Below are 25346 nucleotides of genomic sequence, written 5' to 3' on the forward strand. Positions count from 1 at the left end.
GGTGCGTGCTATGTACTACGGCTTGGGCGTGGCGTGCGGGGCGCACGTCACGTCGGCCTTGTCCAGCCTGCCGGTGAGCAGGTAGGCGTCCACCCGCGGGTTGATGCACGGGTTGACCAGGCCGGTCACACCGTGCGAGCCCGCGTCCTTCTCGGTGATCAGGCGGGAGCCCTTGAAGCGCTTGTGCAGTTCGACGCCGCCCTCGTACGGGGTCGCCGCGTCACGCTGGGACTGCACGATGAGCACGCCGGGCAGGCCCTTGCCGGTGCGGACCTCGACCGGGGTCTGCTGCTTGACCGGCCAGGTCGCGCAGGGCAGGTTCAGCCAGGCGTTGGCCCAGGTCATGAACGGGTACTTCTTGTTGAGCGCGGTGTTGTCCCGGTCCCACTTCTTCCAGCTGGTGGGCCACTTGGCGTCGGTGCACTCGACGGCCGTGTAGACGGCGTTGCCGTTCTCCGAGGAGATGTTGCCCGCGGTGTCGGTGAGGTCCGGGGCGGCCGCGTCGACGAGCGCCTGGGTGTCACCGGCGACGTACTTGCTGAAGACCGTCGCGACCGGCACCCACGAGGAGTCGTAGTACGGGGCGCTCTGGAAGAAGCCGATCAGCTCGGCCGGGCCGACGACCCCGCCGATGGGGTTCTTCTTGGCGGTGGCGCGCAGTTCGAGCCACTTCGCCTGGACCGCGGCCCGGGTGGTGCCGAGGTGGAAGGCGGCGTCGTTGGCGGCGACCCAGTCCTCCCAGTCCTTCCAGCGGCCCTCGAAGGCGATGTCCTGGTCGAGGTTGGCCTCGTACCAGATGTTCTTCCTCGACGGGTTGACGACGCTGTCGACGACCATGCGACGGACGTGGCCGGGGAACATCGTGCCGTAGACGGCACCGATGTAGGTGCCGTAGGAGACGCCCAGGTAGTTGAGCTTCTTCTCGCCGAGCGCGGCACGGATGACGTCCAGGTCGCGCACGGTGTTGGGCGTGGTCATCTGCTGGAGCATCGCCTTGCCGGTGCGCTCGGCGCAGCCCTCGGCGTACTCACGGGCAAGCTTGCGCTGGGCGCGCTTGTCGGCCTCGGTGTCCGGCACCGGGTCGGCCTTGGGCGCCTTCACGAACTCCTGCGGGTCGATGCAGGAGATGGGCGCGGAGTGGCCGACACCGCGCGGGTCGAAGCCCACGAAGTCGTACGCCTTGGCAACGTTGGCCCAGATCGGGTTCTTGGTGGTGACCCGGAGCGGGAAGCGCATGCCCGAGCCACCGGGTCCGCCCGGGTTGTAGACGAGGGCGCCCTGGCGCTCCGCTGCGGTGCCGGTGTTGCCGATGTGGTCGACGGCGAGCTTGATCTGCTTGCCGTTCGGCTTGGCGTAGTCCAGCGGCACGCTGACCCAGCCGCACTGGACCGGCTTGGCGATCCCCCAGTCGGCGGGGCAGTCCGTCCAGTCGATACCGGCCTTCGCGGCGCGGGCGGCGGCGATCGTGGCGCCGACGGCCTCGCGCTCCTGTCCGTGCCGGGCCGTCCTGTCGGACGTGTTGGCGCCGGACGCGGGTGCCGCGACGGCACCGGATATCAGCGTGGCCGTGATGAGCACGCCGGCCGAACCGAGTGCCGTCGTGCGCCACTTCGGTTTCGTCTCCCTCAAGAGGGATCCCTCCCCGTACGTCGTTTCGATTTCGTACCGGGATCCTCGTGGTTGTGAAGTCGCTGTGAACAGGGTTTGTCGAGCTTCTTTGCCAATCCGATAAACGGAAGAAGCTGTTCGCTCGGCGGACTAGGGCCCTAGGGGGCAAGCGTCAGCAGCGCCGCGTCCAGCACCCGGCGCAGCAGCCGGGCGTCCGGGGCCACCGCGGTGACGAGCGCGGCGGGTCCGGCGAGCGGCATGACGGCGGCACCCTCGCCGAGCACCTGCGCCGGCACCGGCTCGTCGGCGAACTCCGGCCGTACGACGAGGAGCTGGCCGACCGCCCGGTGGCCCGCGAGCACGGCGGGGCCGTCCCAGCCGCCGGGCGCCCCCGGGCCGCAGGACAGCTCCTGGTCGAGCACGGTCCGGCCCGCGACCCGCAGCACGAGCCGGCTGCTGAGCCGCCCGGGCTCCTCCCCCACTCGCCCGAGGACCTGCTCCTCGCGCAGCACGAGCCGGCTCGTCGATGCGAGGTCGATCCGCGTGGTGACGTACAGGTCACTGCCACCGGCGGAGATCAACTGCTCGGGAAGCCAGCGCAGTTCGCCGCCGTCGGCGACGGTGAGCCGTACGTCGTAGCGGGCCTCGCCCTTGGTCTGGCCCGGCAGGGCGATGGTGGCGGCGGCCGATCCGACGCGCAGTCGAGCGCCTGTCAGGACGTTCGCCTGCACGGTGAAGTGGTCGCCGCCGAGTGGTCCGCTCATCGCGCCGACGAGCACGACCCGCGTCTCGGCGCCGCTCCCCCGGGTCCGCCGCAGCGCCAGCGGCCCGTCGCTCTCCAGTACGGGCAGGGCCGTGCCGCCACGCCCGTCGTCCCGCGCGACCATCCGCGCGGTGGCCCGCACCCCGGTCACGGCCGCGCTCACGCCGTCCACGCGGCGAGCCGCGCCCGCACCCACGCGGCAACGTCCTTGACGCCGGCCTCGCTGCGCAGGGACTGGAAGACGACGGGCAGTTCGGCGCGCTGGGCCTTGGCGTCGGCGGCCATCCGCGCGAGGTCGGAGCCGACGTACGGGGCCAGGTCGGTCTTGTTGACGATGAGCAGGTCGGCGGTGGTGACGCCGGGGCCGCCCTTCCTGGGGATGTCGTCCCCTCCGGCCACGTCGATGACGAAGATCTGGGCGTCGACCAGGCCCTTGGAGAAGGTGGCGGTGAGGTTGTCGCCGCCGCTCTCCACGAGGATGAGGTCCAGGGGTCCGACCTCGTCCTCCAGGTCCTCCACGGCTTCCAGGTTGGCGGAGATGTCGTCTCTGATCGCGGTGTGCGGACAGGCGCCGGTCTCCACCGCGGTGATCCGCTCCGGGGGCAGCACGGCTTCCCTGAGCAGGAACTCGGCGTCCTCGCGGGTGTAGATGTCGTTGGTGACGACGGCGAGGGACAACTCGTCGCGCAGGGCCCGGCAGAGGGCGGCGACGGTGGCGGTCTTGCCGGAGCCCACGGGGCCGCCGAGGCCGATGCGCAGGGCACGGCGGGAACCGTCGGGGCGGTGCGCGTCCGCGCTGAGGGCGGCGGGGGTGTCGTGGTGGTGGTCCAAGTGCATGTACGGCTCCTGGGGTTCGTTGTCGGGTGCGGATTCGTGGGGGCTTGTCGCGCAGTTCCCCGCGCCCCCAAAAAGCGGGTGCCCTGGGCCCTCTACGATGCGAACAGGCGTACTGGCCACGCCGCGTGCAGCTCGGCGGCGATCTCCAGCAGGGGCGCTGAAGCCGCGGGCAACGCGTCGGTCCCCTCGTCTACAGCCCTCCGTGCCGCCTCGACCGCCAGGCCGGCGACACGGTCCAGGTCCATCGTCAGGCGGGCCAGCGCCCCCGTCGCGTCGAAGGGGTCGAGGCTCAACAGGCGGACCGTGGCGCTCGCCGGGCCGCTCACGCTCTCGTACGCCGCGCAGTAGGCCGCGTCCAGGGGCTCCAGGCCCGCCGCCCGGGCTGCCAGCCCCAACACCACGGGCTGGTGTGCCCCTTTGGGGAACTCCCTTGCCACCGCTTCGAGTTCGTCCGACGGCCAGGTCGCCCGGGCGGCCCGCATCAGCTGTCGGCCCAGCTTCCGCGCGGCGGCCCGCAGCGCGGGCGACGGCGTGCGGGCGTCCGCCGCCGCGTCCAACTCCCGTGCATCCACACCGAGTACGGCCGCCGCGGCCAGCGCCGCCGACACCAGCCCCGCTGTGTGCAGCCGCCCCCGGCAGAAGGACTCCAGGCTCTCCGCCCCGGTGATCTGCCCCGCCTTGACGGCCGCCTCGGCCCCGCCGGAGTGCGCGTGGCCCCCGGCGGGAAAGCGGCCGTCGGCCAGGACGAGCAGTGCAGCCCTGGACATCAGAAGAGGAAGTAACGCTGGGCCATGGGCAGTTCGGCCGCCGGTGTGGCCTCCACCAGCTCGCCGTCGATGTGCACGGCGAAGCTGTCGGGGTCCACCTGTACGTCGGGCCGCGCGTCGTTCTCCCGCATGTCGGCCTTGGTGACCCCGCGCGTCGACTCGATGGCCACGAACCGCTTCCCGAGCTGGAGCCGCTCGGGAAGCCCGTCGTCTATGGCGAGCGGTGCCACGAAGTTGAAGGAGTTCGAGGCGGGGGCCCGCCCGATCGCCCCGTACATCGGCCGGGGAAGGATCGGCTGCGGGGTCGGGATGGACGCGTTCGCGTCGCCCATCTGCGCGTAGGCGATCTGGCCGCCCTTGATCACGAGATGCGGCTTGACCCCGAAGAACGCGGGCTCCCACAGCACCAGGTCGGCGAGCTTGCCCGTCTCCACCGAGCCCACCTCGTGTGCGAGCCCCTGCGCGACGGCGGGGTTGATCGTGTACTTGGCGACATAGCGCCGCACGCGGTGGTTGTCCGCCCGGCCGTCGCCCGGCAGGGCGCCCCGGCGCCGCTTCATGACGTGGGCGGTCTGCCAGGTCCGCATGATGACCTCGCCCACGCGTCCCATGGCCTGCGCGTCGGAGGAGATGATCGAGATGGCGCCCAGGTCGTGCAGGATGTCCTCGGCGCCGATGGTCGTGGGGCGGATGCGGGACTCGGCGAAGGCGAGGTCCTCCGGCACCGCCGCGTTGAGGTGGTGGCACACCATCAGCATGTCGAGGTGTTCCTCGGCGGTGTTGACGGTGAAGGGCCGGGTCGGGTTGGTCGAACTCGGCAGCACGTGCGGCTGGGAGACGACGGTCATGATGTCCGGCGCGTGCCCGCCGCCCGCACCCTCGGTGTGGTAGGCGTGGATGCCCCGGCCGGCGATCGCGGCGAGGGTGTCACCGACGAACCCGGCCTCGTTGAGGGTGTCCGTGTGGATGGCGACCTGGATGCCGGTCCGCTCGGCGACGGTCAGCGAGGCGTCGATGACGGCGGGGGTGGAGCCCCAGTCCTCGTGCAGCTTCAGGCCGAGCGCGCCCCCGCGGATCTGCGACAGCATCGCCTCGTGGGAGACGGTGTTGCCCTTGCCGAGGAAGCCGATGTTGAGCGGGTACTGCTCCATCGCCTCCAGCATCCGCGCGAGATGCCAGGGACCGGGGGTGACGGTGGTGGCCTTGGACCCCTCGGCGGGGCCGGTGCCGCCGCCGACCAGGGTGGTCACGCCGGACGCCAGCGCCTCGTCGGCGATCTGCGGGCAGATGAAGTGGACGTGCGCGTCGATGGCGCCCGCGGTCAGGATCCGGCCGTTGCCGGCGATGATCTCGGTCTCGGGGCCGATCACCAGGTCCGGGTGGATCCCGTCCATGGTGTCGGGGTTGCCCGCCTTGCCGATCCCGGTGATCCGGCCGTCGCGGATGCCGACGTCGGCCTTGACGACACCCCAGTGGTCCACGACCACCGCGCCCGTGATGACCGTGTCGGGGGTGCCTTCTGCGCGCGTAGCACGCGACTGGCCCATCGACTCGCGGATGACCTTGCCGCCGCCGAACACGGCTTCGTCACCGGCGAGTCCGGGGCCGCCGGAACGGTCCTCCTCGACCTCGATCAGCAGATCGGTGTCCGCGAGCCGGATGCGGTCGCCGGTGGTGGGGCCGAACAGGTCGGCGTAGGCGGCACGGGAGATCTCAGGCATCGAGGGCACCTCCGGTCTCTCCGCGCAGTCCCGGCACCACGCGGGCGCCGCTGAGCGGGACGAGTTCCACGTCGACCGGGATGCCGGGCTCGAAGCGGACGGCGGTGCCGGCGGCGACGTTCAGCCGCTTTCCGCGCGCGGCGCCGCGGTCGAACTCCAGGCCGGGGTTGGCCTCGGCGAAGTGGTAGTGGGAGCCGACCTGGACGGGCCGGTCGGCGGCGTTGAGGACGGTCAGCCGGGTGACCTCACGGCCCTCGTTGTAGGCGATCGGACCGTCGGCGAAGAGGATCTCTCCGGGAATCATCGGGGCCCCTAGACGATCGGATCGTGGACGGTGACGAGCTTGGTGCCGTCCGGGAACGTCGCCTCGACCTGGACGTCGTGGATCATCTCGGGGATGCCCTCCATGACGTCGTCGCGGGACAGCAGCGTCCGCCCGGAGGCCATGAGTTCGGCGACGGTACGGCCGTCACGCGCGCCTTCGAGGATGTGTGACGTGATGAGGGCGACCGTCTCGGGGTGGTTGAGCCTGAGCCCGCGGGCCCGGCGCTTCTCGGCCACGTCGGCCGCCACATGGATGAGCAGCCTCTCTTGCTCGTGCGGGGTCAGTTGCACGTCCCACCTCACAGTCCTCGCTCCGGGCCGTGCGGGGCCCGGTTGCCTCAGCCCCGGGGCAAAGTCCCTGGTGGCGTGGATCCGCAGGCTAATTGGATCCGGTTTCAGGCACGTTAACCGAGCTGTGATCCATCAGCGCGTGTCGGCTTCGTCCCGGGTGCTCATCAGCGCCCGCAGACCGTCGCTCAGGACCTCGGCGGGGGTCGGCCCGAACAGGGCCTGCTGCGCGAGAAAGCCCATCGCGGCCGCCATCATGGTGCGGGCCACGTGCTCCGGGGGCACGTCCGAGCGCATCGTCCCGGCGTCCTGGTACGCCCCCACGATCCGCGTCCAGGTCTCGCGCACGGCGCCGTAGCCCTCGCGCAGGACGGCCGCGAGCTCCTCGTTGCGGAGTGTCTCGGTCCACACCTGGACGACCAGCCGCGGGAACGCGGGCCGCCCGTCCACGGTCACGGACTCCTTGGTGGCGAGGACACGGCTGAGCACCGACGCCACCAGGACGTCCGGGGGCGGGGGCGGGCTGCTGCGGGCCGCCTCCTCGAACCCGTCATGGACCTGGCCGAGGACCTCCTCGACGATCGCGCCGATGAGCTCCTCCTTGCCGCTGAAGTAGCGGTACACGGCTCCGGCCGAAAGGTCGGCCTCCTTCAGGACGTCCTGCATGGAGGTGGCGTGGAAGCCGTTGCGCGCGAAGCAGACCGCGGCGCCGTCGAGGATCTGCCGACGCCGGGCGTCGAGGTGTGCCTGGGATACGCGAGCCATGCCAGCCAACGTAGAACGAACATTCCTTCTTGACAAGGCGCGGCAGTGGCGGGACGGTGTGAGCGAACCTAAAACGAACGATCCTTCTTTTTGGAGACCTCATGTCCACCCGCCGCCTGCTCGGGGTCGTCGTCCTAGTGCCGCTGCTCGCCGCCCTGGCGCTGTGGGCCTTCGCCTGGCCCGCCGCCCGGACCGCCCCTCGCGATCTGCCGCTCGGCGTGGCCGGACCGGCCGCCGCGACCGCACCCGTGGAGCAACGACTCCGGCAGCACCAGGGCGCCTTCGAGATCCACCACTACGCCGACGAGAGGGCCGCGCGGGCTGCGATCGAGGACCGGACCGTATACGGCGCGGTCGTCGTCACGGCACAGGGCCCCGAACTGCTCACCGCGTCGGCCGCGAGTCCGGTCGTGGCCCAGCTCCTCCATCAGGCCGTGACCCGGCAGGCCGCGGCGAGCGGCGCCGAGGTGAAGACCGTGGACGTCGTCCCGACCCCGGCGTCCGACCCGAGGGGCGCGGCCCTGAGCTCGTCCGTGCTGCCACTGGCACTGAGCGGGATCGTCGCGGGCGCGGTCGTGACCCTGCTCGGGCTGCGCGGCGTGCGTGCCGTGACCGCTCTAGTCCTCAGCGCCGCACTGGTGGGCGTCGTCGCGGCCGCCCTGGCCCACAGCTGGCTCGGCGCGCTCACGGGGAACTGGTGGGCGGAGGCGGGGACGCTGGGCCTTGCGACGCTGGCGGTGAGCGCGGCTGTCGCGGGACTCGCCGCCCTGGCCGGACCCGCCGGGATCGGCGCCGTCGGGTTCCTGGTGATGTTCCTCGGCAACCCGTTCTCCGGTGCCGCCTCGGCCCCGCGGCTGCTGCCCGAGCCGGTGGGCACGATCGGCCAGTGGCTGCCGCCGGGGGCGAGCGCGACCCTGCTGCGCTCGGTGTCCTTCTTCGACGGCGCGGCGGCGACCGGGCCCGCCCTGACGCTCATCTGGTGGGCCGCGCTGGGCCTGGGGGCCGTGGTGCTGGGCAACGCACTGAAGGCGCGGACGAAGGGCACCGCACCGGCCACCGGCGAACGTGAGCTCACCGCCGTCGGCTGACCGAAGGCACTGTCCTGCACCCCCGGCCCCGGTGGTCGGGGGCACCCGCATCTCTACGAGGCGCCCGGCCCCCGGTGGCGCGCCGCGATGCCGAACCGCTGTTGTTCGCGAGGAGCGGACGCGACCTCGCGCACGGTGGAGACCGCACTGATCACCGGTGCCTCGACGGGCTCCTTCGACTCCTCCAGCCGTTCGAGGTCGGCGGCCGAGACCAGGGCGACCAGCGGCTTTCCGTGCCGTGTGACGACGACGCGCTCACCGCCGTACACCACCCGGTTGATCAGGTCGGCGAGCTCAGCCCTGGCTTGCGTCACCGGAATCTCATACGCCATACCCCTAGCTTACGGGGCGTCCAGCTGGTCCACCGTGGTCTGTGACGACATCAAAGTTCCAGGTCAGGGGCTCTCACGTGCCGACAGCTCGTCGTCACCTCGTCTCACCTCGTCTCACACATTTCTCGAAGACGGGAGCACACACGGGAGCGGTCATCTGGCCCTCGGCCTGGGCTCAGCTCCCGTTCACCGTTGCGAGACGCCCAGGATTTCGCACACCGCGCTCAGGGGTGGCTCGCCGTGTCGATGTACGTCTTGGTGACGTCGGTGATGAAGCTGCGGCTGCTGTCGGGGCTGAGGGCCAGGGCCTGGAGGTGGTCGTACATCACGCCGTAGTGCTGCACGTCGGATGGCTTCTCCAGGTAGAGATCGCTGGTGAACCGTTCCAGATACACCACCCCGTCGGGGTTCCCGGCGAACCTCAGGACGGAGAACTGCCCTGACAGACCCGCATGGGCGCCCACGGTGTGCGGGAGGACCTGCACCGTGATGTGCGGTTCCCTGCCAAGTGCGTTCAGGTGCTCCAGTTGTTCACGCATGACGTCAGGACCGCCGACGACGCGGCGCAGTGCCGATTCGTCCAGAACGACCCACAGACGCAACGGGCAGGCCGGGTCGTAGATCCGGTGCTGCCGGCGCAACCGCACCTTGAGGCGCATGCCGGCCTGTTCGGCAGTGGGCAGAGGGATCGTTTCCCTGATGACGGCGTAGGCGTAGGCGGGGGTCTGCAACAGGGCGGGAATCATCATGGGCTCGTAGGTGTGGAGGACGGCGGCGTCGGTCTCCAGTGCGATGTAGACGCTCTGGGGGATGTCGCCGTAGGCCTGCCACCAGCCCTGCTGTCCCGATTCCTTGGCCATCTGGAGCAGGGAGTCGATGACCTGCTGGTCCGTCACTCCGTAGATCGTGCACAGGTCGCGCACGTCGCGGGGGCTGACGGCGCGGTTGCCGTTCTCCAGATGGCTGATCTTGGGCTGGGAGACCATGAGCCGTTCGGCCACTTCTGTGCTCTTCAGCCCACTGGCCAGGCGGAGCCGGCGGAGCTCGGCTCCCAGACGGCGTCTCCTGACGGTGGGGTTGGTTGTCGCCGCCACGAGCGGTGTACCTCCGGCTCCAAGTCATCGTGCTGGTCCGCAGATTGCCAGGGAGCAAAGGCTGTTGATCACGCGCCATGCCGTGTTGTTCGACAGGCAACCAAAACGGACCGTGACCTTGTCATTTGCCTCACGGCAGGAACAGGCGCCGCTCCGGAGCGGTCCCCACCAGGGGACCGGTGCCCGGGCCGATCTCCCCGGCCAGGGTGATCAGTGCTCGCTGCCCGAGTCGTGCCGGTGGATGTTCAGCGGTGGAAGAGTCATGGCGCCTCGGTTCTGACGCCCCCTTTCGTGGTCCCGTGCCGGCTGGGTCGACGCTCCGGGCGCGGGCTGGTGACGGAAACCGGCTGGTCACCTGTGGTGAGTGGTACGACTGCGGCGGCGCGGCGGGAAGCGGCCAGAGCCTCCGTCGCGGTGGTCTCGTCGTTCGCCGGTGGTCGACGACTGATACGGGTCCGGTCCCACCGGGGGTTGCGGCGAGCCGCGTCCGCGGCGGCCGGGAAGAGCACGGCTGTAGCGGTGTACGGCGATTCTTTCCGCGTGTTCGATGTTGAGCCGGTGGATCACGTATGCCGCCGCCGCGATGAGGACCAGGAAGGCGGCGGTTGTCAGGAAGGCGTTCATGGCGGCCGCCTTACCTACTCGTGGCCGGACGACCGGCCCGACCGGGCCGGCCGACCTGTTCCGGAACGGCCGCGGCCACCGCGGCGGCGCCGCCTTCGTACTCCCAGGTGCCGTCCGGGTCCAGGGGCTCGCCGGTCGCACCGTCGCCGTGCCCGGTCCCGTCCGCGGCGAGGAGCGCGCTCGCGGACAGTGGTGGGCCGTCGTAGTCGGACGCGGCTGCCATCAGCCGGGCTGCCGACGCCGCCTCGGTCTCGGGCGGGATGATCAGCAGGTCCCAGCGGCCGGTGCCGTAGGAGAGCAGCAGCAGCTTGTGCGGGTCGATTTCCTGGGTGAACCAGCCGACCTTGACGATGTGGCCGTTCACGGGAACCCGGCGTGGGATGACCGGCCAGTGCTTCGGGTTGACGGCGATGCGGGTGATGCGGCCCCACAAGGGGTCCAACGCGTCGGTAAGCTCCGGCAGTTCCCTCAGCAGATCCCGGGAGCGGGGCCACCAGGCGCCGTCCAGGAGTCCGCGGGAGGTGCCGTCGGTCTTCAGCGCGAGACGCGCGGCCGGGGCTGCGACGAGCTCGGTGTGCGGCAGGGTCGGGTGCAAGGTCGCCGACATGATGCGGACCCGTCTCCGGGCCGCCTCTGCGGCGGCCCGGGTTTCATCTCTCACCGACGACGACCCGGCGTGGAAGCCGGTGTGCGAAATGCCTTCGGTACCGTCCACGCTACTCCGCGCTGCGCCGTGGCGCGCAGTGATGGCCCCATGGATGTGGAGCACCGACCAGGCCGTCTCCCGGCGCGGGGAGCCGATGCCGGCTCAGCGGGTGCAGGGCGGCTTCTACTGCGTCACCGTCGGGCCGGACGGCGGCCGGCCACCACGATCGTTTGCCGGGCGGGACACCGGCCTGGATTCGCTTCAGCCGTCCGGGTGGCCGACCTGCGGAGGGACGGTTCCGAGCCCTGTTTCCCGCCCGGGCGCCGGGGCCGGCGCACCGCATTGCCGGGTACCGCGCCGAAGGAGCCGGGGCAGCAGCGTGTAGAAGCGGTCGGGAAGGAACACGGCGTCCGCGACGATCATCGTGCCCGAGAAGAGAGGCAGTCCGAGGACCACCGCGATGGCGACGTGCATGCCCAGCAGCAAGGCCAGGACGGGGTACTTGAGCCGGCCGAAGAGCACGAACGGGAAGGCGACCTGGGTGAGAACGGTCAGGTACCCGACGACCGCCATCGCGAGCGGGTACTGGTCCATGGCGTGCGAGAGCGCGGGCCACGGCTGGAAGAGCTCCAGGTTCAGCACGTAGTGGAGCGCGGTGCCGTCGTCCCAGAATGAGCCCTGGACCTTGTAGAGACCGGCCGATCCGTACAGGAAGCAGACCTGAGCCGCGATCACGAAGACGCCGCAGTTGTGCACCACGGTCACCAACGTGGTGCGGGCCGCCCGCAGGTCCTGCGCGGCGACGCCGCGCGCCCGCGGCGCTGTGCCGTTCGCACGGGCCGCCTTGATCCGTGCTCTGCGCGCGTCCAGGGACCAGCGCCGGCCGCACGCGGTGAGCATGAGGTAGAGGGCCATCAGCAGGAGGAGATTGTCGCCTCCGTCCGTCATGAAGACCGCCCTGGCATGGAAGGAGGCCACCACGGCGGCGAAGAGCACGGATGTGGCCCGGGTCCGCCAGCCCAGCATGAACAGCGCGGAGGTCACGAGGGCCAGCACATAGCAGAGTTCGAAGTAGGCACGGCTGTCCGACAGGATCAGGAAGCTGTACCAGCCCGTCTGGTCGAAGAGCTGCGCCGCCAGTGCAGGTGTCCACGGGGAGCCGGGACCCCAGATCTCGGACCGGTGCGGGAACTCCCGCAGCAGGAAGAGCAGGTAGAGCAGCCCGTAGCCGATACGCAGAACCGACGTGGCGTACAAGGACACCGGCCGGCCGGTGAGCATGTCCCAGAAGGCGTCGGTGCGGGCGAGAAGCAGACGGCGGACTGCGCCCCGGGCCCCTACCCCGCCCGCCGACCTGCCCGGTGCGGCCGTCGTGGCCGTCGTGGCCGTCGTGGCGGGAAGTTCGTGGATCTGCTCATTTCCCATGGGCGGTCACCTTCCACCAGGGCAGGAGCCGGTTGTCCACCGGCGTCGGCGGCCGACGCCCGGCCGCGGCGCCGGGCGCGGCGACGGGCAGAGTGACGACCCGGAGCTGGATGAACTCGAACGTGCCTGCGCGGTGACCGGCGACGCGCTCTGCGGCGATATTGCTCAGGTACTTCTGCATCATCACGGCCCGCGGCGAACGTGACGTGTCGTCCGTGCCATGGGTGTCGGCGTAGGAGGCCCAGGCGCGGCGCAGGAGGTTCTGAGCCGTGTGGCTGGGAAACGGATCGTGTTCGACGGCGGCGCGGTCCAGTGCGGTCAGGTCGGTCCAGGGGCTGACTCCCACCGATCCGTCAGGTGCGGTGTGCGCGGTCCTCACCATGACCCGTCGGTTGACGGAGTCGGGGTTGGGGGCGAAGAGCCGCCAGTTCTGTTCGAAAAGGGGGTACACCCACGCGTCGACCTGGCGGCTGTACCGCTGCGAGACGGGGTTGGCAGGCGCCACATGAAGAAAGACGGCACCGACATGGACCAGGGTCGCCACCACACACATGAGGACGGCTGTGTGCAGCCCCGCTCTCAGGGCCCCGGCACCCCCGGACCGTTTGCCGGGTGGGTCCGCGTCCCGCACGTGTGTTGAACCAATTCCGCTTGACACCGCCCACCTTGCTTTCTCGTGTCCGCTGCCCGGCGTCCGGGGTTGCTGTGGACCGCCACCGGCGGCGCACGGCGGAATCGGGATCCCGCCGCGCGCCGTCATCCGGCGGTCGGACCTTTCGTGACCTGCCGACTAGCTTTCGTGGTGGCCTTCCTGGCCGTCGAGCTTCGGTGCGTTGGCGTAGCCGTAGTTGCCGGAGCCGTAGTCGCCGGAGCCGTAGTCGCCGGAGCCGGTGTGGTCGCCGTGGCCGTGGCCGTTGTTCTCATCGGGCCGATCGCCATGGCCGTGGTCCGGCTTCCCGGGCGCGCCCTGGTGTTCGTCGCCTGGCTTGCCGTTGTGGTCGGGCCCGCCACCGTGGCCCGGTCCGCCGTGCTCACCCGGCTTGCCACCGTGCTCACCGGGTTGGCCTCCGTGCTCACCGGGTTGGCCTCCGTGCTGTCCCGCGGAGTCTCCGGCCGTGTTGCCCGCAGTGTTCCCGGCCGTATTGCCAGACGTGTTCCCGGACGTGTTCCCGGAGGTGACGTTGTTGCCCGACGTGCTCCCGGCACCGGTGCCGCCCGTGACACTGACGACGGGCCCGCCCAGGAGACCACCGCTGACCAGCCCACCGCTGGTCAGCCCGCCACCGATCAGACCGGCGGTGGTGCCGGTTGTCGATCCCGGCGTGGGGCCGTTCGGGGTTCCGGCCGTCGTTCCGGTGGTCGTTCCGGTGGTCGTTCCGGTCGTCGTCGTGCCGGTGGAGCACGAGTTGAGGAAGATCCGGTTGGTGTCGAGCGTCACGGCGCCGTTACGGGCCAGTGCCCGGCCCTCGATGTTCGTCCCCGTGGTCACGTGAATGTCCGTCAGCGCCATGATGGTGCCCACGAAAGTGGAATTCGTCCCGAGGGTGGCCGAACTCCCGACCTGCCAGTACACGTTGCACGGCGAAGCGCCGTTCGTCAGGAGCACCCGGCTGGAGGACGCCGTCGTCAGAGCTTCCGGAATCTGGAACACCCAGACGGAATTCGGATTGCCCCCGGCGTCCAGGATCAGGTCGCCGGTGAGTCCGACACCGGAGGAAGCGGTGTAAACGCCCGGAAGCAGCGTGGTGGCATTTCCGATTCCCGCCGCGAGTGCGAAGTCCTCGGCCTGCCCCGCCGCATTGTTGTACGCCGTGACCAGGTCGGACTTGGCCTGAAGCGCCACAGCGTCGGCGGCGTGCACGGCGCCGAGCACCTGGCCCGGCGGGAAACCGGTGATGGCCGGGTTCGGATGGGTGCCGAGGTCGTGGCTGATCACCGTGGGGCCGGTGTTGGTGACTCCCGCGCCCGCGAGCACGGAGAAGCTCGCCGCCGTGGCCAGCGGTACCGGCGTGGCGATAGCGACTGCCTGGGCCGGCGACAGGACGACCAGCGCGGCGGCGACCGTTGCGGCGAGGGCCGAGGCCAGCACGCCGGGCAAAGTGCGGCGGCGAGCCATTTCAGGGATTTTCAGCTTCATCAAGATGCCATTTCCTGTGGGAGCCGTGGCGTGCCGGGCCCTGACCAAACGCCCGGGGAGCCTTGATCTGACGGATGCATATTACGGAGGAATCTCCGAGAGACGGCACAGAACAAGCGAGTCGCGCTCCCTGAACGTCAATCCCTCGAATGCGGAGCATTTATTGGGGAATTCGTATTTCTGATTATCCGGCGCGTTCCATGCGGACACGCGGGGCCGCTTCTCTCGATCGAGCCGGCCCACCTTCCGGGCCTGGAACACCTCTTCTGGCCGCTCGCGTACAGGAAGCCGCCCAGCTCCCCAGAAGCGCCCCACCCGGCGCGCAGCCCGGCAAAGCGCTTGGCATTGGGGTCCTTCTCGTCGATGACCGGCGGCTCGGACGTCTGGTCGAGCACGTCGAAGAAGCTCGGGATGTTCGGGGTCGCCTGGCCGTTGACGGGCTTGTCGTCGGACTGCGTGCGGGGTGTCTCCCTCGCCCGGGCGGCTGTGGTGGGTGGTGGTGCGCAGGCCGAATGGCCTGGCCCGCACCCGACCGCGAGGGGTCCGGTTGCCAGGCAGGTGGCCCGAAGTGCGGGTACTACTCCATCCACCCGTTCTGCGAAACACCGAGGTAACCCGGCATGCCCGCTGCTGGGCCCGCCATCAGTGCATCACCGGCCGCACCCACGCGGCCGCCGCGAAAGCCAGACCATGAACGGACGCGGGAGCGGCCGGTCCCGGCCGACCAACTCGAGCTCGAAGAAAGGCCGTCGGGCACCTACGACCGGATCTTCGGCGTCATCGACGGCGGCCTCGGCAAGGAAGTCGTCGCCTCATGGCAGGACCACTGTGAAGCAGAGCACGAACAGCCGGCCCGAGCCACCAGGGCCTGGCTGCCCGCCCTCGTGGACGGCCAGGTGCAGAGGGACGCAGGAGCGCGAACGCGCCACACCACGGCCGACGCCCTCGCGGCCCGTACGCGCTCAAGCACCACTACGAACAGCAGACGGCCGACGCCTCCAGCTAGCCGCCGACCGCTCCCCCGACCCCGGCGCGTCTGCGCCGCCCGGCGCGCAACAACGGTGAGCGGCGCCCCAGTCCCCGGCTGCGTCCGCGCCGCCCATTCCGCCCTCCTACGCTCCTCAACTCCAGCCAGGCATGGGCGAAGGGGGTCGCAACGGGGATGTCAGCAACCCGACCACGCCGTACGCCCGTGATGACCTGCACAGACTTCGGAGCCGCTGTGCAGGCCGGTGCAACACTCACCGCAACGAGTTGGCGCAACCTCTACCGCAACACCCAGCGCAGCACGGCGCCGGTATGAGGCGAAGCCGCGGCTGGCGGGCTGGTCACGGTGTCGCCCTGCGATCGGGTGTCCAGGGTCCGGAGCTGGTCGCCGGTCGCCGCACGACCAGGCCCATGACGTCGCCCCGGGCGAGCCGCAGTTCACGTCCGTCCTGCGACGCGGCACGGGGAGTCCAGGACCGCGGCGCACCGCGCTGCGACCGGTGCAAGCCGCCCGGGGCAGGCCTCGGGGCCGTACGGGGACGCTGTCGCACATCGCATGTGCACTGACCGCGCCCGCTCCCGAGACGGCAAATCAACCGGGCTGGGCGACGCGTTCGCCAGGACGAAGGGAACGCTCAGGGATACGCGCCCACCGGGACGACATGCTCCGTGTGACGGGTTCCTTGACTCTCGGCGAGGTTGGCGGCCACGACCTGATCCGCATGCTCACTACGGGCCGCCCCAGGCGGTCACGACCACACCATCCGCCTGGACCGGATCGCCACGAAGCGCCCGCGAATCCGAAAGATCGCGAGCCGGTCGGACGCCGTCTGAAACCATCCGCCCCCGCCGCTGCGACGCGGACGGAAGATCGAGGGCCATGCCGCTATCGGCGGTGGCGCCGCGTGCCCTGTCGCGGTGGCAGGGTCAGCGTGATCTGCCGGACGAGTTGCTGGAAGCACGCGAGGGAGGCGAGGGCCGGCAGGCACGCTCCAGCGATACCGGTGACGGTTCTGTCCGCCTGAGCCACGCACAGCATTATCGCGACGGAGGAGAACAGCAGAACGATGAACCACGAGTGCACAGCCCGGCGCTGGTGCAGGGCCGCCCGGAGGATGGAGAGTGAGGCCACCATCCAGGGGCCGTACACGAGAAGGGGCCATGACGAGGCCATGGTGCCTCCCGCCCCGGTGGTGATCTTCTGCAGAGGCCTGTAGGCCACCATGCCGCCGAAGACGCTGACCATCGCCACGATGACGGCAACGAGCGCGACGATGGAGAAGCTGCCGGTCTGCAACCACTTGAGCCGGGCTTTGCGGACGTGGAGCTTGCGGTGCCCGGCGGCGGCGGACCTTCGGATGGGCGGCAGTTGAGCAGTGATCTGCGCCAGATTCTCCATCGGGTCGGCGCCGGACGCGGGCTCGCTGCGAGGTTGCGGGATCCTCGCCGCGTGCTCCGCCGGAACAGCCTCCTGCAGAAGGTAGGCGAGTTCCTCGACCGGGTCCCAGCCTCCGGCGGGTGCGGTCAGGGGAACTCCTGAGTGCACGCCGTCGGCATGTCCTCCGTTCCAGCCAGTGCTCGGCCCATAGGAGTACGCATCGGAGTAGTACTCACGCTGCGCAAAGGCAGGATCGACGTAGTCATGATTCACGAAAATGCGACCCGTCATGCTGTACGCGGCGGCCGGAGTTCTCCTGACCGTTCCATCGCAGATTGAGTTCCTTCTGGGCTTCCTCCAGCAGGGTAAGGAACTCCCGAAGCAGTGGCTCAGTGACCTGCCGCTCTGACCGCTCGTCACACCCGGCCACCCGCCCCTGTGCCGTCAGCGCCGCGTACTCCGCACCAGGATGGTAAGTGGACTGGCCCACTGTCAGATCGCGGGCCACAGAATTATTATCCGTCCTCGTGGTGCGCCGAGGCAGACCGTGGATCCTTGATGTCGTCATGGCTTGATAACGCGACCGCCTTCCTTCAGGGCGTGCGGCAAACGAGTGAGCCGCGAAGACGGAAAACCTGAGAAAAGGGTTCTCAATCAATTATGCTACACATCTAACTCTGCACCTTATTGGGCGATAAATTCTTCTTCCCGACTCCACTTAAGGAGTAAATAGGATTCACCGCCGGTAGTGCCGGGCCGCCGACCGGATGGTCACATCACGTGACCGCCACCGCCGCGCTCTTGCCCACCAGCTCGCGGTGGACCTCGAAGCTCCAGCAGACGGCCGTGCCACTTCCAGACCATGCCGTCCCAGGCGCTGAGGCCCCTGGCCAGGATCACCGGCAACTGCGACTCGCTGTCCCACACCACGACCGCGACGGCCTCCAGCGATAGCCATTGGCGGAACTGATGGTGCGCGACCTTGTGACCGACGCGGAATGGCCCTGCTGCTGGCCTGGGAACTCACCGGACGGATCAGCCGCTCCTGTCCAAGCCGGGCACCGACTGGAGCTACTCGCACCCCTTCATGGACCACCGCTCCCGGAGCGGTGGTCGTACAGAACATCTGCGACCTGAACCGCTCGGCCCGTGCCATCGGCACCGGGGAACTGTTGTCCAAGAAGTCGTTCCGGACCCCCATCGAGCCGGGCACCGTCGGCCTCGGCCACGCCACGTCTTCGTGCCCGGCCAGCGTCTGCCTGGCTAACACGGCGGCGCAGCACTTCGGGCTCGGCTTCCTCGTCGTAAACGGCTGGATCCTGTCGAACCCGTCGTTCTCGGGCTACCCGGGAATGCAGGCCTACCTGCCCAAACAGCAGCTGTCGATCGCGGTCAGCGTGACGACCGCTCCCAAGAGCCCCCAGGGCAACTCGGCCCGGCCATTGCTGAACCCGCCGCCCTGGCCCCCGGACAGCCACTCAAGCAAAGCTGACGGAAGTAGCTGAACACCGTTGGCCGGGCGGTCCCTGTGTCAGGGGCTGCCCGCTCGGGAATGCCGACAGTCGCCCTGCGGCCCTGTGCCAGGCGTCTGCCGCCCGCGGCGGAAGCCTGGCACTTGTTGGGCCGGGGTGGGGAAGTCGCCGTCCGCCGCTTGCCGTGCGCCCAGTGTGCGGTGTCATTCGGGCCAAGGACGTGTTGTACGCGTTGTTGTCGGCGGTGAGGACCACAGCGGCCGGGTCGCCCCGGCGCTTGGTGCGCTGTGCGCGCGGTCCCCCTTGGTCGTGTAGGCATCGTCGCCCTCATGTGCGCTGGGGGCCACGAACTCCATGGATGGGAGCGTGTGTCGGATGCGCCTGCCGACGCTGGTGAGCGTGTGCGACGCTGCTCGAAGCCTCGGGTTCAGGCGGTGACGAATTAGGGCGCGATTTGCAGTCTGCTGCGGCCACCGCGTGGCGTGTGACCTGCTGGGCGTCCAGGTAGTTCCTCCTGCCCGACACCCGCATGGACGTACGAGGGACCGAACGGCGGGGACTCAATGTGCAGAGGCCCTCCTCACGAGGCAGGGGTCGAGTCCGGCGTAGCGGTGGGACGGCCCCGTGCTGCCCTCACCTTCGAGGCCGGAGCCCCGGTGCCCGCAGGCTCCACCGCGCCAATTCTTGGCGTGAGCCGGGCAGGGGTCTGGCGGCTTTCCGGGAGTTGATGTCGTCGGTCGCCTGCGTGTCCGGCTGCAGGCCTGTGTCTGATGTCCGACCCTTCCGGTTCACTGTGCGCCAAACCAAAGCAAGGGCAGGGACGTTGGACCTGGTGTACGACGACCCTCGCGGTTGGTTGCAGCACTACATCAAGAAGCGACCGGTCCCCAGCTTCTACACTGTGACCTGCGGCCACCGCGTGATGCCTGCCAGTGCCAGCAGGGCAGAATTGACTCGTCGAAGGAGGCGCAGTGCTGGGATTGCTGGGCTTCTACGACGAACTCGACACCCGCTCCGGCCAGCCGAACGGATCGATCCGCGACGCCGTCCGGTCCGTCGGCGAGCCGGACGAGGCGGACCTGGTGGCCTACCTGGACGCCGGCCACGTCCTGATCGACGTCATGGAAGCCGAACACGACGTCATCACCGGCAGGACCCACCGACACTCTCCGGGATGCTCGTCACTGGTGACCGACGGCACCTGGTTGTGGCGCCAGGACTTCCCGCACTACCTGGAAACCCACCACGTCTCGCTGCCCCAGGCGTTCCTCGAACACGTCCGCAGCCTGAACTACCGGATGACCACCATCGCCGTCGCGCAGTTCGCTCCGCACTACGACGAGACCATGCCCCTGGTTGGTTGGGCCTCGGCCGTCCCGTGGCGATCGACGGCGACCACGCTCGTACCTGAACCACGAGCAGTCACCAACAAAGCCCAGTTCGACGCAACGATGCCGGCCCAGGACCGGAACCGGCCACAAGGCAGCTGGGGCAAACGGCGCAAACCACGGAAAACATAGGCACCAACAGCCCAAGAGAGATCTACAGCTGGATTACTAGCAGGCTCCCGTCGCCCAGCACCCACCCTCCGTCGACCCCATACCCTGAGCCGCCTCCGCACACGCGAAGCCTGCGCCTGCCGACGCAGGCCTTCCCCGCAGTCGCGACATCTCACCTCCCGCACCCCCGGCGTAGTTCCCGTCCAGGACAGCAAGGTGCCGGACGGGCACGTCCTTCTTGTCGGGTCTGTCGCGTGGACGGAGTTCGTCGGCGCCGTGGAGGCGTCGGCTGTCAGTCGGTGATGTCGACCCGGAACTCGTCCGTGTTGTACAGGATGCGGTCGCTGAACTACCCGCGCGCTCGTCGAGTCCATCCAGGTCCGCGGCCTGGGCGAGCAGTTCGGGCACCGCACCCGCTGGTACGACGTGCGCGGCGGCTACCCGCTGGACGGCCGCCGACGGCTCGTCGAACTCTTCGAGGCCGCGGCCCGGCACGGCTGCAAGGTGATCGTGTCCTCGTGGGAGTACCAGCAGTCCCCCAGTTTCGCCGACACCGACACTTGGCACCGCGCCCTGGCCGCGGTCCCGGCCCGGACCGCGCCGAGGCGGTGGCCGAAGCCCTCGCCGGAGTGCTGGACTTCCTCGACGAACGCGCACTGGCCGACCCCGTCGCCTACGTCGAGGTGCACAACGAGGTCGACAACTGCGACCTGGTACCGGCGGACGGCACCCCCGGCCACTACGCCAGACTCCGCGGCCCCCTCGAACGCGCCGTGAAGCTCCTGCAGACACGCCACCTCGACATCCCCGTCATCTGCTCACTGGGCGAGCCCTGGCCCGCCGAACTCGACGACCTGCCGGAGCAGGCACAGATCGCGCACTTCCACATCCACGTCCACGTCCACGTCCACGTCCACGTCCACGTCCACGTCCACGTCCACGTCCACGGCGTGCTCGGCGCCCGTTACGAGGCGGTCGGACTCGGCCACGGCACCGAGGCGGCGCCCGAGACGGCCACCTGGCCGACCCCCGAACCGGCTGCCATGCTGCGCCCCGACGCACCCTCAGCAGAAGGCGTTGGAGACGCCGTGCCGGCCGGGCCGCGTTCGATGTGGTGTTCCTCGCGAATCGAGCCGAAGAGGTCGGTGCAGAAAATCGAGTTCGGTGAGCAGCCGCTCGACGCCCGCGCGCATCGCCGGCTCGTCGTACGACGCCCAGGCGCAGGGCGGTGCCGTCGATCCCGGCCCGCTGGCCCGACAGCTCAGCCTGATCGTCCACGGCACCAGCGCCCGCGGTCACCCGGCACGTCGCCGAACGTGCCCCCGCCGCACGTCGCCGCGCACGTCGCCGCGCTGACACCCATGAGCAGGGAGCCCTGTTGAGCACGGAGCCCTGTGCCTGGACAGCGGGGAGAGCCGACGCGGGGTACGGCGGGCAAGGGGCGTGACGGGGCTTGTTCCTGACGGACCCTAGGTGACCCCCTGATCCCGGCGTCGGGGCGCGTGGCCCTTTGTTCCGGGTAACCCCTTCGTTCCGCAGGTGGATTCGTCGTACCGGCGTGGCCGGGCAGCATCGTCCAGGCCAGCAGACGGCACCACGGAACAGCGAGGGCGGGAGAACGATGAGGGGCTCACGACTCGGGGCGGTGGCACTGGTGACGGTGTGCGCGCTGGTTTCCGCGGCGGGCAGCGCGGTCGCCGCGCCGCCCTCCGCTGTACCGGACGGAACCGCGTTGCAGGCGGCGCTTGACCGGGTGACGGCAACCGGCGCGATCGGCGCGGTCGCCGAGGTCAGGCGGGGCGATGCCGTATGGCGCGGCAGCAGCGGCAAGTCCAGGCTCCACGGCCGGCAACCGGCCCCCATCGACGGTCGTTTCCGCGCCGGAAGCGTCACTAAGACGTTCACCGCCACCGTGGTGCTCCAACTGGTGGGCGAGGGGCGGCTGCGCCTGTCCGACACAGCCGAGTGGTGGCTCCCCGGACTCGTTCCCGCTCTCGGAGGCGACCGGATCACGGTCCGGGACCTGCTCCAGCACGCCAGCGGTCTGCCCGAGTACACCGACGGACTGCTGGACGGCGACGCCCCCTATGACCGCTTCCGCACCTGGACCACCGGCGAGCTGGTCCGACGGGCCGTGAAGGACGGCAACCGGGACCGCCCTCTGCTATTCCCGCCGGGCACCGATCACCACTACTCCAATACGGACTACATCGTGCTCGGGATGATCGTCGAAAAGATCACCGGCCGCTCGTACCGCACGGAAATCGACCAGCGCATTATCCGGCCTCTCGGGCTCAGGAACACCCGCCTGCCGGGCTCCTCTCCCTTCATCACCGGACCCCACGCCCACGGCTACGAACCCGTGAGGAAAGCGGACGGGACACTCGTCCCGGTCGACTACACCACCGTCAACATGTCCGTCGCCGGAGCCGCGGGTGAGGTCATCTCCACCACCGCCGACCTCGACCGCTTCTTCCGCACCCTGCTCAGCGGCGGCCTCCTGCACCCCGCCGAGCTGCGCGAGATGACCGCCGACACCAGCGGCGGCGGCTGGGGCCTCGGCCTGGAGATCGCCACGCTCCCCTGCGGCACAATCGTGGGCCACGGCGGCGGCACTCCCGGATACCGCACCATCTCGTTCCACACACTCGACGGCGCCCGCCAGATCACCGTGGACTGGACCGACTGGGGCACCGAAGCCGACGCCGGCCCCGCGGCCCTCGCCCTGATGACCGCCGCCCTGTGCCCGTCGTAGCCACCACCGGCGAGCGTCCCGATCTCCTCCGCAACGAGGTAACAGATGCAAAGGTGGGATCGGTCTTCGTGGGGAACAGCCGCTCCGCCGCAGTGCCTTGAGGAGGAACGGCGGAATTCTTCTGCGCCGCTGCTGCCGGCCCGCTCCCGCCATGCCTTCACCATGGCCCGGGGCTCATCCCGTCGGCCCTCGGTCCAAGTCTCGGGCACACCACGCTTAAGCTGCGCGCGTGGATTACAGCGAGCTAGAGGCAGAGGTTCTCCAGCTGATCGTCGGGGCCGCTGAGGGCGACGTTCGTGCCTTCGGCGAGGAGACAATCACTCGTCTGGTGCGGCCGGAGCTGCTGCGCGGTGCGGCCGAGGACGAACTCTCCGAAGCGGCCCGGGCGGCACTGACCACCGCCTGCGCGAACGTCCTGACGATCAGCGCACCGCAGCTGCACCACGACCTTGCGACGATCTATGACGGAATCCTGGTCGAAGACGATCTGGATCCCGGAGTCCTCACCGCCATCACCGCGTTGGCGCACTGGAAGAGCTACCTGGAGCACAACCGGCGCGGAGAGCTCTACGAACTCGCCATCCGTTCCATCGAGGACATCGACCACGAGGTCTCCGCCGACCTCGACGACATCCTCGCCACACCGCAGATGGCCGCCGAGTACGAGCGCATCCGTCGGCTGCTGGACCCCGGCGCGAGGTAGGAAGGCGGGACCCGGCGCAGGCAGTTCCGGAACGACGGCCATGCGGGCAGCCTGGCGCTGCGCCCGTCGCTGTTCAGTCCCCGGCCCGTATCAGCCCGCTCTCGTAGGCGAAGATCACCGCGTGAATTCGGTCGCGGAGGCCGAGTTTGGTCAGGATGCGGCCGAGGTGAGTCTTGACGGTCGTCTCTCCCACGAAGAGGCGCTCGGCGGTCTCACTGTTGGTCAGTCCCCGGGCGATCAAGGCGAGGACTTCTTGTTCCCGGTCGGTGAGCGCTGCCAGGAGTTCGCGCTGGGCGGGCGCGGATGCGGGGGCTTGCAGGACGAAGCGTTCGACCAGGCGTCGGGTGAGTGAAGGCGCCACCATGACCTCGCCCCGCAGCACCGCGCGGACGGTGACCAGGATCTCCTCGGCCGGGGCGTCCTTGACAAGGAAGCCGTTCGCGCCGGCGCGCAGGGCAGCGTAGGCGTACTCGTCGAGGTCGAAGGTGGTGACGACGAGGATCCGGGGTCCCTGGGGCAGTGCGCAGAGGTGCTCGGTCGCGGCGAGCCCGTTCATGCCGGGCATGCGTACGTCCATCAGGACGAGGTCCGGCTCCAGCGCGGCCACCCCCGTGATCGCCGCATCGCCGTCGGCGGCCTCGCCCACCACGGTGAGGTCGGGCTGGCTTTCGATGACCATGCGCAGGCCCATCCGGATCAGCGCATGGTCGTCGCAGATCAGCACCCGTGACGATGACGGAACGGAAGCCGAGGACGGGGACGGGGTCGGGGTCGGGGTCGGGGTCGGCTTGGTCATGGGGTCACCGGGGCGGTCTTGAGTCCGGTGGGGCGCAGGGTGGCGGTGACCCGGTAGCCGCCGTCGGGTGTGGGTCCGGCGTCGACGTTCCCGTCGTACAGGGCGGTGCGTTCGCGCATGCCGGTGAGTCCGTGACCGGACAGAAGCAGCGGGGTGGGGTGCTCCGGGGCTGCTCCCCTTGTGGCTCCTGCCGAGTTCTCCACCCGGACGCTGACCTGCCGCCCGGGCCCTTGAGAACCTGTGTCGACCCGTACGCGGATCGTGGCGTCCGGCGGCGCGTGTTTGACGACGTTGGTGAGCGCCTCCTGCACGATGCGGTAGGTCTGCGCGGTGAGATCCGCCGGAAGACCGCCCCGTTCCCCACGAAGATCCAGCCGGACGCGCCTGCCGCTCGTGTCGAGGCGCCCGACCAGCCTCCGAAGATCAGCCGAAAGGGACTCGACGGCCCCACTGTGATCCGGCCCGGCCCCGCGGCCGGGGCCGCCGGCTGGGGCATCCGCGTCGGGGGTGCGCAACACTTCCAGCAGTCGGCGCAGTTCGTCCAGGGCCTCACGGCCGGTCGCGCTGATGACGCCGAGGGTGCGGTCGACGACCGTGGGATCGGTGTGCCGCATCAGCCGGCCGCCCTCGGCGTTCAGCACCATCACGCTGACACTGTGCGCGAGGACGTCGTGGATCTCGCGGGCGATGCGCGCCCGCTCCTCGGTGACGGCGACCCGGGCCAGGGCGAGGCGCTCCGACTCGGCGAGCGCGGCCCTGCGTTCGAACTCGGCGATATAGGCGCGCCGGGCACGGACGAACTCGCCGAACAGCCAGGCCCCGGCCAACAGGAGTCCCACCGCGAGCGGGGTGAGCAAGGCACCGCGGGCACCCGGCCCCCCGTAGTCCCGCTGCCAGGCGGGAACCCACAGCGCTACGCAGCCGGCGGCGCAGAGCACCGTCGCCGCAGCAGCACGGCGCAGGCCGCGTACCGTGAGGGTGGCCACGACCGCGGCCAGGGCGACGGCGCCGCGTCCCGGTTCCTGTCCCCACACCTGTCCGAGATACTGGGCCCAGAACGCGGCCGTCACCACGGCCGCGACCAGGACCGGTCGGCGGCGGCGCCACAGCAGGGGCAGCACCAGGGCGGCGTACACGACCATCTGTACCCAGACCGGTCGCCAGCCCGGCTGCGGGCGGATCACCGGGGGCACGGCCACCAGCACAATCAGCAGCACGTCCGTCAGCCACGGATGTGCGCGCCGCAGACGAGGCAGGGTCTCCATCAGCCGTTGCACGGCCTCACGCTACGGCCGGGCCCCGCTCCCCGGCATCGTCCTGGCGGGCGTCACCAGGTC

The 25346-nt window shown here is 70.0% G+C and carries 25 protein-coding genes; 7 read left to right on the forward strand and 18 right to left on the reverse strand.

The genetic code is table 11. The features are described from left to right. Window positions 1-15 precede the first annotated feature (15 nt). The 8 genes from ACFVYN_RS11525 to ACFVYN_RS11560 all read right to left on the reverse strand — a co-directional run bounded on the left by ACFVYN_RS11525 (window position 16) and on the right by ACFVYN_RS11560 (window position 7073). Complete coding sequence (locus ACFVYN_RS11525; RefSeq protein ID WP_389995951.1) at window positions 16-1629, reverse strand: alpha/beta hydrolase; 1614 nt, start codon at window positions 1627-1629, stop codon at window positions 16-18. 137 nt (window positions 1630-1766) lie between these two features. Further along, on the reverse strand, window positions 1767-2495 hold the full coding sequence (locus ACFVYN_RS11530; protein WP_389996238.1) for an urease accessory protein UreD: 729 nt from the start codon (window positions 2493-2495) through the stop codon (window positions 1767-1769). 35 nt (window positions 2496-2530) lie between these two features. Further along, window positions 2531-3208: an urease accessory protein UreG gene (ureG, locus tag ACFVYN_RS11535; RefSeq protein WP_389995953.1), complete on the reverse strand. Its 678-nt coding sequence runs from the start codon at window positions 3206-3208 to the stop codon at window positions 2531-2533. Between the two features lie 92 nt (window positions 3209-3300). Then, window positions 3301-3975, reverse strand: coding sequence for an urease accessory protein UreF (locus tag ACFVYN_RS11540; RefSeq protein WP_389995956.1), 675 nt, complete (start codon window positions 3973-3975; stop codon window positions 3301-3303). Then, window positions 3975-5696: an urease subunit alpha gene (locus tag ACFVYN_RS11545; RefSeq protein ID WP_389995959.1), complete on the reverse strand. Its 1722-nt coding sequence runs from the start codon at window positions 5694-5696 to the stop codon at window positions 3975-3977. Before ACFVYN_RS11545 ends, ACFVYN_RS11540 begins: the two co-directional genes overlap by 1 nt. After that, on the reverse strand, window positions 5689-6000 hold the full coding sequence (locus ACFVYN_RS11550; RefSeq protein WP_389995961.1) for an urease subunit beta: 312 nt from the start codon (window positions 5998-6000) through the stop codon (window positions 5689-5691). The genes ACFVYN_RS11545 and ACFVYN_RS11550 overlap by 8 nt, the downstream gene beginning before the upstream one ends. An 8-nt stretch (window positions 6001-6008) precedes the next feature. Next, on the reverse strand, window positions 6009-6311 hold the full coding sequence (locus ACFVYN_RS11555) for an urease subunit gamma (protein WP_389995963.1): 303 nt from the start codon (window positions 6309-6311) through the stop codon (window positions 6009-6011). Between the two features lie 132 nt (window positions 6312-6443). After that, a complete protein-coding gene (locus ACFVYN_RS11560) occupies window positions 6444-7073 on the reverse strand; it encodes a TetR/AcrR family transcriptional regulator (RefSeq protein ID WP_389995965.1) in 630 nt (209 codons plus the stop codon). A gap of 101 nt (window positions 7074-7174) precedes the next feature. Here ACFVYN_RS11560 and ACFVYN_RS11565 point away from each other — a divergent pair, with 101 nt between their 5' ends. Then, window positions 7175-8161, forward strand: coding sequence for an ABC transporter permease (locus tag ACFVYN_RS11565; protein ID WP_389995967.1), 987 nt, complete (start codon window positions 7175-7177; stop codon window positions 8159-8161). A 53-nt stretch (window positions 8162-8214) separates the two neighbouring features. On the opposite strand, the gene ACFVYN_RS11570 is transcribed toward ACFVYN_RS11565, so the two are convergent. From ACFVYN_RS11570 to ACFVYN_RS11605, 8 genes are all read right to left on the reverse strand, one after another. Next, window positions 8215-8493 (reverse strand): type II toxin-antitoxin system Phd/YefM family antitoxin, encoded by a 279-nt coding sequence (locus ACFVYN_RS11570; protein WP_389995970.1) that lies wholly within the window; start codon window positions 8491-8493, stop codon window positions 8215-8217. Between the two features lie 224 nt (window positions 8494-8717). Continuing rightward, complete coding sequence (locus ACFVYN_RS11575; protein ID WP_389995973.1) at window positions 8718-9587, reverse strand: helix-turn-helix domain-containing protein; 870 nt, start codon at window positions 9585-9587, stop codon at window positions 8718-8720. A gap of 634 nt (window positions 9588-10221) precedes the next feature. After that, window positions 10222-10926 carry a DUF5994 family protein gene (locus ACFVYN_RS11580; RefSeq protein ID WP_389995976.1) on the reverse strand — a complete coding sequence of 235 codons (705 nt, stop codon included), beginning with the start codon at window positions 10924-10926 and terminating at the stop codon, window positions 10222-10224. A gap of 192 nt (window positions 10927-11118) precedes the next feature. Beyond that, a complete protein-coding gene (locus ACFVYN_RS11585; protein WP_389996240.1) occupies window positions 11119-12138 on the reverse strand; it encodes an HTTM domain-containing protein in 1020 nt (339 codons plus the stop codon). Window positions 12139-12271: 133 nt separating this feature from the next. Continuing rightward, complete coding sequence (locus ACFVYN_RS11590) at window positions 12272-12835, reverse strand: DUF5819 family protein (protein WP_389995979.1); 564 nt, start codon at window positions 12833-12835, stop codon at window positions 12272-12274. 237 nt (window positions 12836-13072) lie between these two features. Beyond that, window positions 13073-14419 (reverse strand): ice-binding family protein, encoded by a 1347-nt coding sequence (locus ACFVYN_RS11595; protein WP_389995981.1) that lies wholly within the window; start codon window positions 14417-14419, stop codon window positions 13073-13075. 1873 nt (window positions 14420-16292) lie between these two features. Continuing rightward, window positions 16293-17075 carry a DUF2637 domain-containing protein gene (locus ACFVYN_RS11600; RefSeq protein ID WP_389995984.1) on the reverse strand — a complete coding sequence of 261 codons (783 nt, stop codon included), beginning with the start codon at window positions 17073-17075 and terminating at the stop codon, window positions 16293-16295. Next, entirely contained in the window at window positions 17047-17292 is a 246-nt protein-coding gene (locus ACFVYN_RS11605; RefSeq protein WP_389995987.1) for a hypothetical protein, read from the reverse strand. Before ACFVYN_RS11605 ends, ACFVYN_RS11600 begins: the two co-directional genes overlap by 29 nt. Window positions 17293-17893: 601 nt before the next feature. Between ACFVYN_RS11605 and ACFVYN_RS11610 the strand changes: the two genes are divergently transcribed. From ACFVYN_RS11610 to ACFVYN_RS11635, 6 genes are all read left to right on the forward strand, one after another. Continuing rightward, window positions 17894-18289, forward strand: a complete 396-nt coding sequence (locus ACFVYN_RS11610) for a hypothetical protein (RefSeq protein ID WP_389995989.1) — start codon at window positions 17894-17896, stop codon at window positions 18287-18289. A 938-nt stretch (window positions 18290-19227) separates the two neighbouring features. Continuing rightward, window positions 19228-19776, forward strand: coding sequence for a hypothetical protein (locus tag ACFVYN_RS11615; protein ID WP_389995992.1), 549 nt, complete (start codon window positions 19228-19230; stop codon window positions 19774-19776). Between the two features lie 84 nt (window positions 19777-19860). After that, window positions 19861-20058, forward strand: coding sequence for a DUF397 domain-containing protein (locus ACFVYN_RS11620; RefSeq protein WP_389996243.1), 198 nt, complete (start codon window positions 19861-19863; stop codon window positions 20056-20058). Between the two features lie 257 nt (window positions 20059-20315). After that, a complete protein-coding gene (locus tag ACFVYN_RS11625; protein WP_389995995.1) occupies window positions 20316-21137 on the forward strand; it encodes a hypothetical protein in 822 nt (273 codons plus the stop codon). Between the two features lie 239 nt (window positions 21138-21376). Beyond that, window positions 21377-22510, forward strand: coding sequence for a serine hydrolase domain-containing protein (locus ACFVYN_RS11630; RefSeq protein WP_389995997.1), 1134 nt, complete (start codon window positions 21377-21379; stop codon window positions 22508-22510). A 229-nt stretch (window positions 22511-22739) separates the two neighbouring features. Then, window positions 22740-23213, forward strand: a complete 474-nt coding sequence (locus ACFVYN_RS11635; protein WP_389996000.1) for a hypothetical protein — start codon at window positions 22740-22742, stop codon at window positions 23211-23213. A 73-nt stretch (window positions 23214-23286) separates the two neighbouring features. On the opposite strand, the gene ACFVYN_RS11640 is transcribed toward ACFVYN_RS11635, so the two are convergent. Both ACFVYN_RS11640 and ACFVYN_RS11645 read right to left on the reverse strand, forming a co-directional pair. Beyond that, window positions 23287-24009: a response regulator gene (locus ACFVYN_RS11640; RefSeq protein WP_389996003.1), complete on the reverse strand. Its 723-nt coding sequence runs from the start codon at window positions 24007-24009 to the stop codon at window positions 23287-23289. Further along, complete coding sequence (locus tag ACFVYN_RS11645; RefSeq protein ID WP_389996006.1) at window positions 24006-25286, reverse strand: sensor histidine kinase; 1281 nt, start codon at window positions 25284-25286, stop codon at window positions 24006-24008. The genes ACFVYN_RS11640 and ACFVYN_RS11645 overlap by 4 nt, the downstream gene beginning before the upstream one ends. Window positions 25287-25346 lie beyond the last annotated feature (60 nt).

This window comes from Streptomyces sp. NPDC058307, from assembly GCF_042880295.1.
In the GTDB taxonomy this organism is placed as follows: Bacteria; Actinomycetota; Actinomycetes; order Streptomycetales; family Streptomycetaceae; genus Streptomyces.

Bases quoted from the DNA above. Each gene is read 5' to 3' on its own strand.
- ACFVYN_RS11630 (WP_389995997.1), top strand. From the start codon at position 21,377: ATGAGGGGCTCACGACTCGGGGCGGTGGCACTGGTGACGGTGTGCGCG.
- ACFVYN_RS11570 (WP_389995970.1), bottom strand. From the start codon at position 8,493: ATGGCGTATGAGATTCCGGTGACGCAAGCCAGGGCTGAGCTCGCCGAC.
- ACFVYN_RS11585 (WP_389996240.1), bottom strand. From the start codon at position 12,138: ATGCTCACCGGCCGGCCGGTGTCCTTGTACGCCACGTCGGTTCTGCGT.
- ACFVYN_RS11530 (WP_389996238.1), bottom strand. From the start codon at position 2,495: ATGGTCGCGCGGGACGACGGGCGTGGCGGCACGGCCCTGCCCGTACTG.
- ureG (WP_389995953.1), bottom strand. From the start codon at position 3,208: ATGCACTTGGACCACCACCACGACACCCCCGCCGCCCTCAGCGCGGAC.
- ACFVYN_RS11545 (WP_389995959.1), bottom strand. From the start codon at position 5,696: ATGCCTGAGATCTCCCGTGCCGCCTACGCCGACCTGTTCGGCCCCACC.
- ACFVYN_RS11590 (WP_389995979.1), bottom strand. From the start codon at position 12,835: ATGTGTGTGGTGGCGACCCTGGTCCATGTCGGTGCCGTCTTTCTTCAT.
- ACFVYN_RS11565 (WP_389995967.1), top strand. From the start codon at position 7,175: ATGTCCACCCGCCGCCTGCTCGGGGTCGTCGTCCTAGTGCCGCTGCTC.
- ACFVYN_RS11600 (WP_389995984.1), bottom strand. From the start codon at position 17,075: ATGACGGGTCGCATTTTCGTGAATCATGACTACGTCGATCCTGCCTTT.
- ACFVYN_RS11540 (WP_389995956.1), bottom strand. From the start codon at position 3,975: ATGTCCAGGGCTGCACTGCTCGTCCTGGCCGACGGCCGCTTTCCCGCC.
- ACFVYN_RS11595 (WP_389995981.1), bottom strand. From the start codon at position 14,419: ATGAAGCTGAAAATCCCTGAAATGGCTCGCCGCCGCACTTTGCCCGGC.
- ACFVYN_RS11550 (WP_389995961.1), bottom strand. From the start codon at position 6,000: ATGATTCCCGGAGAGATCCTCTTCGCCGACGGTCCGATCGCCTACAAC.
- ACFVYN_RS11560 (WP_389995965.1), bottom strand. From the start codon at position 7,073: ATGGCTCGCGTATCCCAGGCACACCTCGACGCCCGGCGTCGGCAGATC.
- ACFVYN_RS11640 (WP_389996003.1), bottom strand. From the start codon at position 24,009: ATGACCAAGCCGACCCCGACCCCGACCCCGACCCCGTCCCCGTCCTCG.